The 14,940-nt window shown below is 41.0% G+C and carries 12 protein-coding genes and 2 tRNA genes; 5 read left to right on the top strand and 9 right to left on the bottom strand.

Annotation, left to right across the window (positions count from 1 at the left end):
- Positions 1-2 precede the first annotated feature (2 nt).
- Positions 3-692, top strand: a complete 690-nt coding sequence (locus K8P02_RS16905; RefSeq protein WP_025867042.1) for a ComF family protein — start codon at positions 3-5, stop codon at positions 690-692.
- 119 nt (positions 693-811) lie between these two features.
- Here K8P02_RS16905 and K8P02_RS16900 read toward each other — a convergent pair.
- Together K8P02_RS16900 and K8P02_RS16895 are read right to left on the bottom strand one after the other, a co-directional pair.
- Positions 812-885, bottom strand: a tRNA-Asn gene (locus tag K8P02_RS16900).
- A gap of 29 nt (positions 886-914) precedes the next feature.
- A tRNA-Asn gene (locus K8P02_RS16895) sits at positions 915-988 on the bottom strand.
- A 76-nt stretch (positions 989-1,064) separates the two neighbouring features.
- Here K8P02_RS16895 and K8P02_RS16890 point away from each other — a divergent pair.
- The 3 genes from K8P02_RS16890 to K8P02_RS16880 all read left to right on the top strand — a co-directional run bounded on the left by K8P02_RS16890 (position 1,065) and on the right by K8P02_RS16880 (position 4,686).
- On the top strand, positions 1,065-2,051 hold the full coding sequence (locus tag K8P02_RS16890; protein ID WP_195349197.1) for an adenosine kinase: 987 nt from the start codon (positions 1,065-1,067) through the stop codon (positions 2,049-2,051).
- A gap of 44 nt (positions 2,052-2,095) precedes the next feature.
- Positions 2,096-3,772, top strand: a complete 1,677-nt coding sequence (locus K8P02_RS16885; RefSeq protein ID WP_025867041.1) for a S41 family peptidase — start codon at positions 2,096-2,098, stop codon at positions 3,770-3,772.
- 125 nt (positions 3,773-3,897) lie between these two features.
- Positions 3,898-4,686 (top strand): carboxylesterase family protein, encoded by a 789-nt coding sequence (locus tag K8P02_RS16880; RefSeq protein ID WP_025867040.1) that lies wholly within the window; start codon positions 3,898-3,900, stop codon positions 4,684-4,686.
- A 131-nt stretch (positions 4,687-4,817) separates the two neighbouring features.
- Here K8P02_RS16880 and K8P02_RS16875 read toward each other — a convergent pair whose 3' ends face one another.
- From K8P02_RS16875 to rpoN, 5 genes are all read right to left on the bottom strand, one after another.
- The gene (locus K8P02_RS16875) at positions 4,818-6,662 is read right to left on the bottom strand and encodes a 4-hydroxy-3-methylbut-2-en-1-yl diphosphate synthase (protein ID WP_195570431.1); all 1,845 of its coding nucleotides are present in this window, start codon (positions 6,660-6,662) and stop codon (positions 4,818-4,820) included.
- A gap of 145 nt (positions 6,663-6,807) precedes the next feature.
- Positions 6,808-7,317: a 5-(carboxyamino)imidazole ribonucleotide mutase gene (gene purE, locus K8P02_RS16870; RefSeq protein WP_002558194.1), complete on the bottom strand. Its 510-nt coding sequence runs from the start codon at positions 7,315-7,317 to the stop codon at positions 6,808-6,810.
- A gap of 61 nt (positions 7,318-7,378) precedes the next feature.
- Positions 7,379-7,759 (bottom strand): glycine cleavage system protein GcvH, encoded by a 381-nt coding sequence (gcvH, locus tag K8P02_RS16865; protein ID WP_002558193.1) that lies wholly within the window; start codon positions 7,757-7,759, stop codon positions 7,379-7,381.
- 31 nt (positions 7,760-7,790) lie between these two features.
- Positions 7,791-8,468 carry a hypothetical protein gene (locus tag K8P02_RS16860; RefSeq protein ID WP_002558192.1) on the bottom strand — a complete coding sequence of 226 codons (678 nt, stop codon included), beginning with the start codon at positions 8,466-8,468 and terminating at the stop codon, positions 7,791-7,793.
- Between the two features lie 38 nt (positions 8,469-8,506).
- A complete protein-coding gene (gene rpoN / locus K8P02_RS16855; RefSeq protein WP_002558191.1) occupies positions 8,507-9,988 on the bottom strand; it encodes an RNA polymerase factor sigma-54 in 1,482 nt (493 codons plus the stop codon).
- A 144-nt stretch (positions 9,989-10,132) separates the two neighbouring features.
- On the opposite strand from rpoN, the gene K8P02_RS16850 reads away from it, so the two are divergent.
- A complete protein-coding gene (locus tag K8P02_RS16850; RefSeq protein ID WP_025867039.1) occupies positions 10,133-11,506 on the top strand; it encodes an aminopeptidase P family protein in 1,374 nt (457 codons plus the stop codon).
- 84 nt (positions 11,507-11,590) lie between these two features.
- Here K8P02_RS16850 and K8P02_RS16845 read toward each other — a convergent pair whose 3' ends face one another.
- Together K8P02_RS16845 and K8P02_RS16840 are read right to left on the bottom strand one after the other, a co-directional pair.
- The gene (locus tag K8P02_RS16845) at positions 11,591-13,114 is read right to left on the bottom strand and encodes a sensor histidine kinase (protein WP_369880899.1); all 1,524 of its coding nucleotides are present in this window, start codon (positions 13,112-13,114) and stop codon (positions 11,591-11,593) included.
- A 140-nt stretch (positions 13,115-13,254) separates the two neighbouring features.
- Positions 13,255-14,928 (bottom strand): nucleoside kinase, encoded by a 1,674-nt coding sequence (locus tag K8P02_RS16840; RefSeq protein WP_025867038.1) that lies wholly within the window; start codon positions 14,926-14,928, stop codon positions 13,255-13,257.
- Positions 14,929-14,940: the final 12 nt, after the last annotated feature.

Below are 14,940 nucleotides of genomic sequence, written 5' to 3'. Positions count from 1 at the left end.
CCATGGGAGACTGGTTTAGCTCTTTTCTTTCTCTTTTTTTTCCACGTTGTTGTTTGGTATGTGGTGGTCCGTTGGCAAAAGGGGAGGAGTGTTTATGTACCCGCTGTAACATAGGATTACCCCGTACGGGATACCATCGGATTAAAAACAATCTGGTAGAGCAGTTGTTTTTGGGAAAAATTCCTCTGGAAAGAGCTACGGCTTATTTCTTTTATCAACGGGGAAGTGATTTTTGTCATATTATTCATCAATTGAAGTATGGCGGTCAAAAAGAAATAGGAGAAGCGATGGGGCGTTATATGGCAGCAGAATTACTCTCTTCCGGCTTTTTTGAAGGAGTAGATGTGATTGTTCCTGTACCACTTCATAAGAAAAAGCAAAAATTACGTGGCTATAATCAAAGTGAATGGATAGCTCGCGGAATTTCTGCCATAACTTCCATACCGGTAGAAACCTCCGGTGTGGTACGTGAGAAGAATACCGAAACACAAACCCGTAAGTCTTTGTTTGAACGTTGGGAAAATGTGGACGGTATTTTTCATCTTGTTACTCCGGAGTTTTTCGTGGGAAAGCATATACTCATTATTGATGATGTACTTACCACGGGAGCTACTACCGTAGCCTGTGCTTCTGCTTTTGAGAAAGCGGATAGGGTACGTATAAGCGTACTAACATTGGCTATGGCTGAATAAACTTAACAGAATTAGCTTGCGCTGATCTTTAATCAGTTCCACAAAGGATAAAGGTGGCATTGCTATTTGATTGAAGAGAATAAATACAAAAAAGTCCGCCATAAAGACGGACTTTTTTGCTCTTCCTCTTGGACTTGAACCAAGGACCCTCTGATTAACAGTCAGATGCTCTAACCGACTGAGCTAAGGAAGAATAATTTGCAATCAAGAATTTAAACTTTGCTCTTCCTCTTGGACTTGAACCAAGGACCCTCTGATTAACAGTCAGATGCTCTAACCGACTGAGCTAAGGAAGAATGTTTTTCTCAATTGCGATGCAAAAGTAATAGGATATTTTGAAATATGCAATATCTTTGCAAAAAAAATATCAAAATGGACAAAATAATTGGTTTGGGCAACGCCCTTGTAGACGTACTTGCAACTCTGAAAGATGATACTATCCTTGATGAAATGGGTTTACCAAAGGGAAGCATGCAACTCATCGATGACGCTAAGTTACAACAGATTAACGAGAAATTTAGTAACATGAAGACCCTCCTTGCAACCGGAGGATCGGCTGGAAATACTATTCTTGGACTCTCTTGTCTTGGAGCTGCTACCGGTTTTATAGGAAAAGTGGGAAATGATAATTATGGAAACTTTTTCCGCGAAAATCTCCAGAAAAACAATATTGAAGACAATTTGCTCCTCTCTGATTTACCTTCGGGAGTGGCATCTACTTTTATTTCTTCGGATGGCGAACGTACTTTCGGGACATACTTGGGAGCTGCTTCTACGTTGAGAGCTGAAGATTTATCACTGGATATGTTCAAGGGGTATGCTTATCTGTATATTGAAGGATACCTGGTACAAGACCATGATATGATTCTCCGTGCTATTAAACTGGCAAAGGAAGCCGGATTGCAAATTTGTCTCGATATGGCCAGTTATAATATCGTGGAGGAAGATAAGGAATTCTTTTCTTTATTAATAAGTAAATATGTAGACATTGTATTTGCTAATGAAGAAGAGGCGAAGGCATTCACAGGTAAAGAACCTGAGGAGGCTTTGGAAATAATCGGTAAGCTATGCAGTATTGCTATTGTGAAAATAGGCTGTAGGGGTTCGCTGATTCGTAAGGGTACGGAAGAGGTCAGAGTATCGGCTATTCCGGTAAAAAAAGTGATAGACACCACAGGTGCCGGTGATTATTTTGCAGCAGGATTCTTGTATGGGCTTACTTGCGGTTATTCATTGGAAAAGTGTGCTAAGATAGGTTCCATTCTTTCAGGAAATGTTATACAGGTTATCGGAACCACTATCTCAAAAGAACGTTGGGATGAAATAAAGTTAAATATTAACGAAGTTCTGTCTGAATAAGCAGGTAATGAGTTACATTTACGACTCATTTTAACTAAAAGTGTATGAAAAAGTTTCTAAATAGGCAGAATGGTATCATTGCAGTGATCGTGTTGATTGCGGTAGCATTCTTCGGTTTCAAAAAAGGAGACGACCGCAATTTTCAGATTGCTAAAAATCTCGACATATTCAATGCGATTGTAAAAGAGCTGGATATGTTTTATGTGGATACCATTGATCCGAATAAAACGATTCGTGAGGGGATCGACAATATGTTGTATTCACTTGATCCTTATACCGTATATTATCCGGAGAACGATCAGGACGAACTGGAGATGATGGTCAAGGGCTCTTACGGTGGTATTGGTTCTTTGATCAGATATAATCCGAAACTTCAATATACTGTGATTGCTGAACCTTACGAAGGAATGCCGGCGGCTGAAAGCGGGTTGAAAGCCGGTGATATATTGCTGGAGATTGATGGAAAAGATTTGAAAAACAATTCGGATGTGAGTACATTACTTCGGGGGCAGGTGGGTACCAGCTTTAAACTGAAGGTACAACGCCCTGGTGTGAAAGAACCATTGGAGTTTACAATTGTACGACGTTCTATTCAGATGCCTACTATTCCTTATTATGGAATAATGGAGGGTCAGGTGGGTTATATAAATCTTAGTAGTTTCTCGGGTACTCCTTCCAAGGACTTTAAAAATGCTTTCCTGGATTTGAAAAAGCAAGGTGCTACTTCATTGGTAATAGACTTGCGTAACAATGGTGGCGGATTACTTGACCAGGCTGTGGAAATAGTGAATTTCTTTGTGCCACGAGGTAAGACAATCGTTACAACGAAAGGTAAGATAAAACAGGCCAGTAATACTTACAAAACACTGCGCGAACCATTGGATACGGATATTCCGATTGCTGTGCTGGTAAATAGTGGTACGGCTTCTTCGTCGGAGATTCTCTCCGGATCATTGCAAGATCTTGATCGTGCTGTGATTGTAGGTAACCGTACCTATGGAAAAGGTTTGGTGCAAGTGCCCCGTTCTTTACCCTATGGAGGAAACTTAAAGATTACTACTTCTAAATATTACATCCCCAGCGGGCGTTGTGTACAGGCTATTGATTATGCGCATCGGAATGAAGATGGTAGTGTGGCACGTATTCCTGATAGTTTGACAACTGTATTCCATACTGCTGCCGGGCGTGAAGTTCGTGATGGTGGCGGTGTTTCTCCCGATATCGAAGTAAAGCAGGAGCGATTGCCCAACATTCTATATTATTTGGTTCGTGATAATTTGATATTTGATTACGCAACAGATTACTGTTTGAAGCACCCTGTTATTGCTTCGGCGGAAAAGTTTGAACTGACAGATGCCGACTATACAGATTTCAAGAATAAAGTGAAGGGAGCAGATTTCAAGTATGACCAACAGAGTGAGAAGATACTGAAGACTCTGAAAGAGGCCGCCGAATTTGAAGGGTATATGAAGGAGGCTTCCGATGAATTTAAAGCGCTGGAGAATAAGTTGAGTCATAATTTGGATCGTGACCTTGATTATTTTTCTAAGGATATTAAGGAGATGATTTCTGAGGAAATTATTAAACGTTATTATTATCAGCGTGGTGCGATTATTCAGCAGCTGAAAGGTGATAATGAACTGGATGAAGCTGTGAAGATTTTAACGAATCCGGAACGTTATCAACAGATATTGAGCGTAACAGCCACTGAGAAAAAATAGATTTAATATCTTATTATATTAAGAAGGGAACGCAGATCATGTGTTCCCTTTTTTGTTGAGAGACTGGGGCGTTTGATAAATAGGATGTATCTTTACGGTTAAAAAATTAATGGTACAAAGAGGATATGAAAAAGATTATTAGTTTGGGTTTGTTGTTTCTGTTGACTATCTCTGTTTCAGCGCAAGAGGTTTATCAGAAAGAAGTGTTTATTTCTTCCCGGGGTGATTCATTGAAATACCGTTTGCTCCGTCCGGAAAAGGAGAAAGCAGGAAAGAAGTATCCGCTTGTTCTTTTTCTACATGGTGCGGGAGAACGGGGTAGTGATAATGAAAAGCAATTGGTTCATGGAGGCCAGATGTTTCTTAATCCGGTAAATCGTGAGAAGTATCCGGCTTTTGTGTTAATGCCTCAGTGTCCGATAGATGCTTACTGGGCATATACTTCTCGTCCTGTCTCGTTCGTTCCGTCGGATATGCCCGCCGGACAAGAAATTTCTCCTGTTTTTAGTTCGTTAAAAGAGCTGTTGGATGTTTATCTTAGTATGCCACAGATAGATAAGGATCGTGTTTATATTATTGGTCTTTCAATGGGTGGAATGGGTACCTATGATATGATAATTCGTTTTCCGGAACTTTTTGCGGCAGCAATTCCTATCTGTGGAACGGTGAATCCATCCCGGTTAGCAGATGTTAAGGGAGTAAAGTTTCGTATCTTTCATGGAGATGCAGATAATGTAGTGACGGTAGAAGGATCACGTGCGGCCTATAAAGCATTGAAGGCGACAGGGGTTGATGTAGAATACATTGAATTTCCCGGTTGTGATCATGGTAGTTGGAATCCGGCATTCAATTATCCGGGATTTATGGACTGGTTATTTAGTCAGAAGAAAAAAGATAATATATCGATGGAATGAATAATGAATCTATTTACGATTAGACGATTGACGATGTACGATTGGGATCACTCTGTCTCTAACATCGCTGAAACAGGCTTTTAAAGAGTAACTTCAATCGTACATCGTCAATCGTCTAATCGTAAATAGATTTATTTCTGCTCAGTATAATCCCCGTTCGCCTTAATTAGCTCAATCAATTTCTCTACAGCTTCTTCTTCCGGAATATTTTTTTCTATGCATTCCTTCTGTTTGTAGAGGCTGACTTTGCCTCGTCCGGCACCTACATATCCATAGTCAGCATCTGCCATTTCTCCGGGACCATTCACAATGCATCCCATAATACCTATTTTCAATCCTTTCAGGTGAGAAGTAGCTTCTTTAATACGGGCAATGGTGCTTTGCAGATTGAACAACGTTCGTCCACAACCCGGACAAGAAATATATTCGGTTTTGGAGGTACGGATACGTCCGGCTTGCAGAATACCGAAAGCGGTGGCATCTACAATAGCATGTGGGAGTAATCCCTGATTGAACAGAAAGATACCATCACACAAACCATCAAATATCAATGCCCCCATATCAGCAGCAGCTTTGATTTGCAAATCTTCCGCATCCTCTTCCTGATAATGCTGAAAGAAGATAACCGGGTTTTTCAATCCTTCGGACATCAACTGATGTACTAAGGCACGGTGCTCTCCAATGCGATTCGGATGATTACTTTGAGAGATAATAACCACTTCCGAGTGTGTTTTGAGACAGGCAATCACTTCATCTGTCTGTGCCATATACGGCATGAATAAGAATTTTAATTCTGCCTGGCACATGCCCATCAGTGGAAGTTGAGAGTAATTGAATGCCGGCCATGTACCTTCTTCTCCTGTCCATACATCGGCATCAAGGATATATTCAACATTGGCTTCCTGTATGGCGGGAAGTTCTCTTCCTGCATAAATATAATCGGGTGTAAATTGCGGATTGACTTCTGTCTTTCCGTCCATGCGGTCGGCAAGGACAACAGGAAGGTTGTTTCCACCAATATTTCGGATGGTATTCGTTTCCCGGCGGGTAGGAAAGAGGTAGTTGAATTCAGGTGTTTCTATTCCGGGGATATAAGGGTGATCCTGGCGGGTAAGGATGTAATCTACTAACTTACGTGCTACAGGAATTTCCGCTTCTGGTTCTTCACTTAAAGAGACACGGATGGTATCTCCCAATCCATCTGCTAACAATGCTCCTATTCCCAATGCCGATTTGATGCGTCCGTCTTCTCCGTCTCCTGCTTCTGTAACTCCTAAATGTAGAGGAAATGCCATCCCTTCCTTTTCCATTACGGCTACCAACAGACGAACAGTTTTTACCATTACGACCGTATTGGAGGCTTTGATGGATATTACTACATCCTTAAATTTTTCATCTATACAGATACGCAGAAACTCCATACATGATTCCACCATACCTTCGGGAGTATCACCATAGCGAGACATGATACGGTCGGATAATGAACCGTGATTTACTCCGATACGAATTGCCGTATGATTCTCTTTACAGATATTCAGAAAAGGAATGAAGCGATCACGGATTTTCTGTAATTCTTGCGCGTATTCCTCATCCGTATATTCCAATTGCTTGAAGGTACGTCCCGGATCTACATAGTTTCCCGGATTGATACGTACTTTTTCGGCATATTGTGCTGCCACATCAGCCACTTTGGGGTTGAAATGTACATCGGCGACAAGTGGTACCATATATCCCTGGCTGCGTAGCCCAATGTTGATATTCATCAGGTTCTCTGCCTCCTTGATACCTTGTGTTGTAAGGCGTACATACTCGCCACCTGCATCTACAATACGTTTCGCCTGCTCTACACAGGCTTCTGTGTCCTGAGTCGATGTGTTGGTCATCGACTGGATACGGATAGGATTAGGGCCGCCCAATGGAACGGCCCCAATATTTACTTCTGATGTTTCTCTCCGGGAGTAATTGAATAAATCCACGATTTTATTTACGATTAGACGATTTACGATTAGACGATTTACGATTGAACGATTTACGATTGAAGATACTTCTACCGATTAGACGAAGCGTTAATCATCTTGTTAGCATCTTCAATCGTAAATCGTAAATCGTCCAATCGTAAATCTAATTGGTTTTATATTCAAACTTAACCTCTTTAAGTTCCTCGTTAGCTTTTACAATTTTTTTCTTCAAGCCTTCTTTGTAAGCTGCAAATGTATCAGCCAGTTCAGTATTGCTTAATGCTAACATTTGTACTGCCAGGATAGCGGCATTCATTGCTCCGTTGATAGCTACTGTAGCTACCGGTATTCCCGGAGGCATCTGGATGATAGAATACAGGGCGTCAACACCGTCCAGAACAGAACCTTTGATAGGTACTCCGATTACAGGCAAAGTGGTATTGGCGGCAATTACGCCTGGAAGGGCAGCAGCCATACCGGCAGCGGCAATAATAACTTTAATACCGCGTGAACGGGCATTTTTAGCAAACTCCTCTACTGCTTCCGGAGTACGGTGTGCAGAAAGAGCGTTCATTTCGAACGGTACATGCAAATCATTGAGTAGCTGTGCTGCCTTTTCCATTACAGGAAGGTCGGAAGTGCTACCCATGATGATACTTACAATTGGGGTCATGATTTTATTTACAATTTACTATTTACTATTTAGTGGTACGATGATCACTAACCACTATTCACTAATTGTTAATCACTGCCTTATATGCTTCAGCATCGAGCAGGTCTTCAATATCTTTTAGATTGGCAGGTTTCATCTTGATAAGCCATCCTTCACCATATGGATCTTTATTGACCAGTTCAGGATTTTCTTCAAGACTTTCATTCTGTTCTATTACTTCACCTGCTACCGGTAGAAAGAGGTCAGAGATGGTTTTCACCACTTCAATTGTTCCGAAAGTTTCATTCGCCTCCAGTGATTCACCCACTGTGGGGATATCAACAAATACAATATCGCCCAATTGTTCCTGGGCATAATCAGTGATACCTACATAAGCCATATCTCCTTCTACACGAATCCATTCGTGCTCATTGGTGTACTTTAAATTTTGTGGGAAGTTCATAATAATTAGTTTTTATGGGTTTATATTCATGTTAAAATAAAAATATCCGGAATAATACGTTACTTAGTGGATGCAGTACCAATAGTGCACAGATAAATCCTACACCGAAGCCCGAGAGTACTTCGCCTAGAGAATGATGTCTCAGAATAATCCGTGCCGAACCTAACACACCGGCTACTAGAATAAACAGGCATAGCCACCAGACAGGATTATAACCAAACAATTCGCTGAATGAAATCAATCCACCAATAATACCACCTATGCCAGCCATGTGTTCACTGAGTTTCCATTTCAGATTTACAATGATACAGATAATCTGAACCACCAGTGCAGACAGTATAATACCAGTCATATACCAGGGAATATTCAGCTTGTGCATCATCAACAGACAGAATATATAAGAGATGATGGTAAGCGTAAAAGGAATGTACCGTTTTTTTCGTTCACTCAATTCCTGCAAGGCAAAACCATTGATTTTGCGAAACAGGAAAATTGTGATGGTTGGCATCAGTATAGTAAAACAATATACGATTCCCAATACAATAAGTTTATACTGCAAGGGCATGATACGAAGGTAAGAGAATAAGAACAATACCAGAAAAGCCAGAAAAGGGATAGAAAACGGGGTTAGTATCCACGATGTAATCTGTGCCGTTCTGATAAGCGTTTTATCTGCAATGATATGTTGCTCTACGTTTGCTTCTCCCATGATGGAGCCCTTTTATTGTTAATTATTAATATCTTTAATTACTTTCTTAGTCTGGCCACTGGTATATTCAGTTGCTGACGATATTTAGCTACGGTACGCCGTGCAATAGGATATCCTTTTTCTTTTAAGATCTCGGCCAGTTCATCGTCAGTCAGTGGTTTCTTTTTATCTTCGTTGTCAATACACTCTTTTAGTATTTTACGTATTTCACGTACTGACATTTCCTCGCCGTCTTCGGTAGTATATCCATCACTGAAGAAAAATTTCAGCGGATAGATTCCAAAATTTGTTTGCACATACTTGCTGTTGCTAACACGTGATATGGTTGAGATATCCAGTCCCGTACGTTCGGCCACGTCTTTCAGGATCATAGGGCGAAGCAATGATTCGTCCCCTTCAAGAAAGAAAGGGCGTTGCAGGTCGATAATAGCCTGCATGGTAGTCATTAATGTATTCTGACGTTGCTTTACTGCATCGATAAATCCCTGGGCAGCATCCATTTTCTGTTTCAGAAACATCATTGCTTCTTTGGATTCTTTAGATTGATTGGCTCTGTTTTTCGTATGCTCCTCTACCATTTCGGTGAAGTCACGGCTCATACGAAGTTCCGGTATATTCCGGTTATTGAGATTGACGCTGATAGAGCCGTCATCATAGGTATCTACAATAAAGTCGGGAACGATTTGCTGCATGTTACGACCGATGGCTTCACCCAATGAAGCACCCGGCCGAGGGTTTAACTTTGTGATTTCAGAGATGGCAGTGTTGAAAAGCTCTTCTTCGCATCCCAGTTTCTTTATTATCTTATCCCAGTGTTTACGTGTGAACTCTTCGTAACATTCATTGATAATTCTCTGTTCCAGCATAAGTGCCTTATCCGGCTTACCTTTTTCCAGCTTTCGTTGGAGTTGTATAAGTAAGCATTCCTGGAGGTTACGTGCACCAAGTCCGGCCGGGTCGAAGTCTTGTATAATACATAAAGCCTCTTCCAGTTCCTCTTCGGTAGCGTTGATACCTGCATAGATAGCCAGCTCATCGCTGATACTTTCAAGTGATTTGCGGAGCAGGCCGTCATCGTCCAGTGAGCCGATAAGGTATTCTGCCAGTTCACGCTGATGTTCTGTGAGGTTACGTTCACTCAATTGTTCTCTCAATATTTCATAAAAAGAAGTAGCGTCAGAAAAAGGAATTTCCTCTGCCTGCTCACCTTTGGAACGGTTGTTTTCTTGTAATTTATAATCAGGAATGTCGTCTTCGTTTAGATAGTCGCCCAGGGAATCATATTCATTGGCATCACTTTCTGCTTCCAGATCGTTACTGTTGCTTTCATCCGGATCATCGGCAGCCGCTTCTTCTCTACCTTCTTCAAGAGCTGGATTTTCCAATAATTCGGCGTGTACACGGTCTTCCAGTTCTACGGCGGGAAGCTCCAATAGCTTTACTACCAGAATCTGCTGCGGAGAGAGCGTTTGTATCTGCTGCTGCGCCTGGGATTGTATTTGACGGGAACCTTGTGCCATAAATATTTTATTTTCTACATTCGGTTATATCTCGCTACAAAAGTAACTTTTTCACCACAGATTACACAGATTAGAACGATTATTTTTCTTTCTATAACGCTAAATTCTCTATCTTTGTTGCACTAACTTAAAAAATAGAACATTATGTTTGGTAAAGAAACGTATGTGCAGCGCCGGGCCCTGCTGAAAAAGAAATTAGGCTCCGGGGTGTTGTTGTTCCTGGGGAACGACGAGTGTGGGCTGAATTATGAGAGTAATACCTTCCGTTATCGTCAGGATTCTACTTTTCTTTATTATTTCGGTCTTCCGTTTGCAGGACTTTCTGCCATTATCGATATTGACGATGAAAAAGAAATTATATTCGGCGATGAACTGACAATTGATGATATTGTATGGATGGGTGTCCAGCCTACTCTAAAAGAGAAGAGTGAACGTGTAGGAGTGACGCGTACTTTACCATCTGCTGAAATTGTAAACTATTTGCATCAGTGTGTACAGAAGGGTAAATCAATTCACTATCTTCCTCCTTATCGTGCTGAGCATAAACTGAAACTGATGGATTGGCTGGGTATACCTCCTGTACGTCAGGAAGGTTCGGTACCTTTTATCCGTGCGGTGGTTGAACAGCGTAATCATAAATCAGCTGAAGAAATTGTAGAAATAGAGAAGGCTTGTGATGTGACTGCAGATATGCATATTACTGCAATGAAGGTGCTTCGTCCGGGTATGAAAGAGTTTGAAGTAGTAGCTGCTATGGAGGCTGTTGCTGCCGCTGCAGGTTGTGAACTTTCTTTTGCAACCATTGCCACCATCAATGGGCAGACCTTGCACAACCATTACCATGGTAATACCGTAAAGTCCGGAGATCTGTTCCTGATTGATGCAGGAGCTGAAACAGAAATGGGATATGCCGGAGATATGTCGTCTACTATACCTGCTAATAAGAAATTTACTACCCGCCAGCGTGAAGTCTATGAGATTCAAAATGCAATGCATCTGGAATCAGTGAAAGCGCTTCGTCCGGGTATTCCTTATATGGATGTGTACGACTTGTCAGCCCGTGTGATGGTAGAGGGCCTGAAAGGACTGGGTTTGATGAAGGGTAATGCCGACGATGCAGTACGTGAAGGAGCACATGCTTTGTTTTATCCACATGGATTAGGACATATGATGGGACTGGATGTACATGATATGGAGAATCTGGGTGAACTTTGGGTAGGGTATAATGGCGAACCGAAGAGTACTCAGTTCGGTCGTAAGTCGCAGCGTTTGGCCATTCCTTTGGAGCCGGGCTTTGTACACACTGTAGAGCCGGGTATTTATTTTATCCCTGAACTTATTGATATGTGGAAAGCCGATAAAAAGTTTGCTGATTTTATCAATTATGATAAAGTAGATACTTATAAGAACTTTGGAGGAATTCGTAATGAAGAGGATTATCTGATAACTGAGACCGGTGCCCGTCGCTTAGGTAAGAAAATTCCGTTGACTCCTGAAGAGGTGGAAGAGATTAGATAGAAGGGAGAATGGAGAAGGGAGAAGTACTATGCAGCAGATAGCGCAGCTTACTTCTCCCTTCTCCATTCTCCCCTCTCCCTTTTATTAAGCGTGTAGCTCTAATATAAACCGGCTTCCTTTTGTATAGCTTGTATCCAAAGTCAGGCTGCCGTTCATTTTTGTAGCAATAAGTGAACATATAGGCAATCCCAGGCCATCTCCTTGTGTGAGGTCTTTCACTTCGGTAAAAGGTTTGAAGATTGTTTCCTGTTGTTCAGTGGGAATACCAGTACCGGTATCAGTTACAATAAACTGATGAGTATGCGCTCCACGTTTTTTGAAGTCGAGGCTGATGCGTCCTTCTTGTGTGTAATAAGCAGCATTTTGTAGTAAGTGAAGAAGTATACGCTCCAGTTGTTCTTTATTGGTTTTTACTTGGAGCTTTGGTGCATTTACAGAAGTGGTAACTTCGGCTTTAATGTTACTTTTCACTTTTTCCATTACTTCTTCGCAAAAAGTACTGGCGTTGATATCGCTCATTTCGTAGGGATCAGTCAACGAATTTTCCAGCGAAGAAAGTTCTTGTATATCATCACTAAACTTTTTTAATGCAACTACTTGCGTCTGCATTTGCTGTGATTGTTGTGGCGCTTTGTCTGAAAGTTCACTTGCTGAGGCAGCCAGTGTGTCCAGAGTCGGTTCCATCTGTGAAGATATATTTTGAATGAATTTGGTTTTCAATTCATTGTGTTCGTTGGCTATTTGTATGTTTTTCTTGAGTTTACGGTTTCCTGCCATAAAACGTAGTAATACAATTGCAAGAAGCACCAATGCCGCAATAAGAATAACAACCAGTGTGCAAAGTCCGATGATAATATACTGTTTGGCGGACAGTGTGTCGTCTTTTTCTTGTATTGTCAGCTGACTTTCGTCATATTTCCTTTTCAATACATTCAATTCATCTTGTGCGGTGAGTGCCTTTACAGAGTCGGTCCATACAATATAATTTTCATAAGTACGTCCCATCAGTGCGGCATTATTCGCTTTGCGGGCAATGGATATCAGATTTTTGTAGCACTCGTCTACTTTCTCATAATTCTTTTTTTCTTTGTATTGATTGATGAGTTTGCGGAAACAAGCATCTCCTTGTGTATTAAGGCCAAAGGTATAATAATAATTGGCCTTGGTATAGAGTAGATCCTCACTTATTGAGTCATTTTTAGCAAGATTGGCTGTTTCTTCCAGCTTGTCCAATTGTAATTTGGCCTGTGCTGCATTTTTTAGTGCGATATACATTTGCAGGCGCTCTTTGGTAATTAGAAACCGTAGGTCGTGCAAAGCTTTCTTGGTTTTCTGTTCACCTGCCCACACTAATTGGTCCATGTCGCGGCAGAGTTCGAAACCTTCTTTATAAAAATTCTCACGTATATAGAGTCCATTGGCTTGAATACCACATTCTACAGCCTGCGGATAATCTTCGCGGGTAGCAAATGCTTCGTACGCTTTTTTAAAAAGATAACGTGCCTTGATATAATCTTTTTGGCTCAGGCTATTTTGAGCTTGTTCCTTTAATTCCTGTGCTCTGTTTTTTGTATTCTGCGCATGACTTAATGTGCTAAAGCAGAGCATAATCACAATGATAGCTACGGGTGTTTTCATTTTATTGCTTGTTTAATTGACACAAATTTATAATAAATTCGGGACTTAAAACAGAAAATAGGTATAAAAAAGCAGGATTATCCGCGATAACGGATAATCCTGTAATATGATTAATACTTAAAACTGCTTCCTCCCAGAAATTCTCTTAATAGTGAGGTCGGTGGAATCTCTTTGTCCTGAACAGGAATAAAGTATTTGATGAACTTCAACAGGCGGTATGCCTCACAATACTCCGGGCAATTGCGGGGTACTCCCATTAAGATAGGTTCGGCGTGAAGACGCAATACTGCAAATTCAAAAAGCAAGGCGGAGTTGAACATCACATCCGCATTTTCCTGATAAGGGAATATCCATTTATCCTCTCCGGCGCGTACACTGGGCCATCGTGAGATGGTGTCTTGTGCTGAATATCCACGGTAGTTGAAGTCGCGGATAATGCGGCGAAGCAGACGGTTGTCTGTGGTAGGAATCCAGTTATGATCGTCCAAGGAGATGGTTGTTAGTGCCGAAACGTAGATTTTGAACTTGTTTTCTTCCGGGATATGCGGAGTCAACTCAGGATTCAGGGCATGAATACCTTCCAATATTAAGATGGTATGTTTATCTATTTTTAGTTTATCTCCTTTATATTCTTTCTTTCCGATACTGAAATTAAAGCGGGGAAGTTCCACTTCCTCTCCTCGAAGCAGGGCTTGAAGCTGTTGATTAAACAGATCCAGATCCAATGCATACAATGATTCATAATCATAATTTCCATTTTCATCAAGTGGAGTTTCTTCGCGGTCCACAAAGTAGTTATCCAGTGAAATGGGATAGGGCTTTAACCCGTTTGTCATCAACTGGATAGAAAGACGTTTACTGAAAGTGGTTTTCCCCGACGAAGACGGACCGGATATCAATACCAGTTTTACGCGGTTTCCATTTTCTCCGCGATGAAAGATCGTATCGGCTATCTGGGCTATTTTCTTTTCCTGTAATGCTTCGGCTACATTAATCAGATCGGTAGCATGTCCCTCTTCACAGGCCAGGTTAAAATCGCCTGCATTGGTTATTCCCATGATATTACTCCAGTTCAGGTATTCTTTGAATACGTCGAGCATTTTCTCCTGTTTCACCACTTCTTCAAGTACATCCGGATTTTCTTTATTGGGGATACGCAACAATAATCCGTCGTAGTACTTCACCAGATCGAATAGCTTGATGAATCCGGTACTGGGCAAAAGGTTACCATAGTAATAGTCAATGGTATCTCCTAAAGTATAATAATAGGTATAAAGTGAGCCGGAGGTTTCCAGTAGCTTTACTTTATCGTTCATTCCGTGTTCATTGAAAATACGTACCGCTTCCGTTGTATGACATTCAATTCTGTGATAAGGAATATTTTCAGCTATAATCTCCTGCATTCTTTTTTTGATGAGTGATACATCTTCTAATGTAATAGGACGTCCGATACGCAGATTGCAGAAATAACCTTTTGATACGGGGTGTTCTACGAAAAGTTTTCCTTCCGGGAATAATTCGCTGACAGCTTTATATAGCACAAAACAAAGTGAACGCACATACGTACGCATTCCGGAGGAATCTCTTACGTCCAGAAATTCTACGTCTTTATTATTATATACTCTGAAATTAAGACCTTCGGAACGATTATTTACCTTGGCGCTAACTACTTGATAGGGAAAATTAAGATTAAAACCGTAATAAATATCCAAAAGTGAACTGCCAATAGGGAATTCTCTATAAATATTATTATTTTTGCAACATATTTGTAACATCTGTTTCATTTTGGCTTTTAA

The sequence above is a fragment of the Bacteroides nordii genome, from assembly GCF_019930665.1.
In the GTDB taxonomy this organism is placed as follows: Bacteria; Bacteroidota; Bacteroidia; order Bacteroidales; family Bacteroidaceae; genus Bacteroides; species Bacteroides nordii.
The sequence above is the reverse complement of the archived record's forward strand: the minus strand, read 5'-3'. Positions and strand labels throughout refer to the sequence as shown.

Excerpts from the sequence above, each read along its gene's own strand:
- K8P02_RS16880 (WP_025867040.1), top strand. The coding sequence starts at position 3,898 with ATGAAAAAGATTATTAGTTTGGGTTTGTTGTTTCTGTTGACTATCTCT.
- gcvH (WP_002558193.1), bottom strand. The coding sequence starts at position 7,759 with ATGAACTTCCCACAAAATTTAAAGTACACCAATGAGCACGAATGGATT.
- K8P02_RS16885 (WP_025867041.1), top strand. The coding sequence starts at position 2,096 with ATGAAAAAGTTTCTAAATAGGCAGAATGGTATCATTGCAGTGATCGTG.
- K8P02_RS16890 (WP_195349197.1), top strand. The coding sequence starts at position 1,065 with ATGGACAAAATAATTGGTTTGGGCAACGCCCTTGTAGACGTACTTGCA.
- K8P02_RS16850 (WP_025867039.1), top strand. The coding sequence starts at position 10,133 with ATGTTTGGTAAAGAAACGTATGTGCAGCGCCGGGCCCTGCTGAAAAAG.
- K8P02_RS16905 (WP_025867042.1), top strand. The coding sequence starts at position 3 with ATGGGAGACTGGTTTAGCTCTTTTCTTTCTCTTTTTTTTCCACGTTGT.
- rpoN (WP_002558191.1), bottom strand. The coding sequence starts at position 9,988 with ATGGCACAAGGTTCCCGTCAAATACAATCCCAGGCGCAGCAGCAGATA.
- K8P02_RS16860 (WP_002558192.1), bottom strand. The coding sequence starts at position 8,468 with ATGGGAGAAGCAAACGTAGAGCAACATATCATTGCAGATAAAACGCTT.
- K8P02_RS16845 (WP_369880899.1), bottom strand. The coding sequence starts at position 13,114 with ATGCTCTGCTTTAGCACATTAAGTCATGCGCAGAATACAAAAAACAGA.
- purE (WP_002558194.1), bottom strand. The coding sequence starts at position 7,317 with ATGACCCCAATTGTAAGTATCATCATGGGTAGCACTTCCGACCTTCCT.
- K8P02_RS16840 (WP_025867038.1), bottom strand. The coding sequence starts at position 14,928 with ATGAAACAGATGTTACAAATATGTTGCAAAAATAATAATATTTATAGA.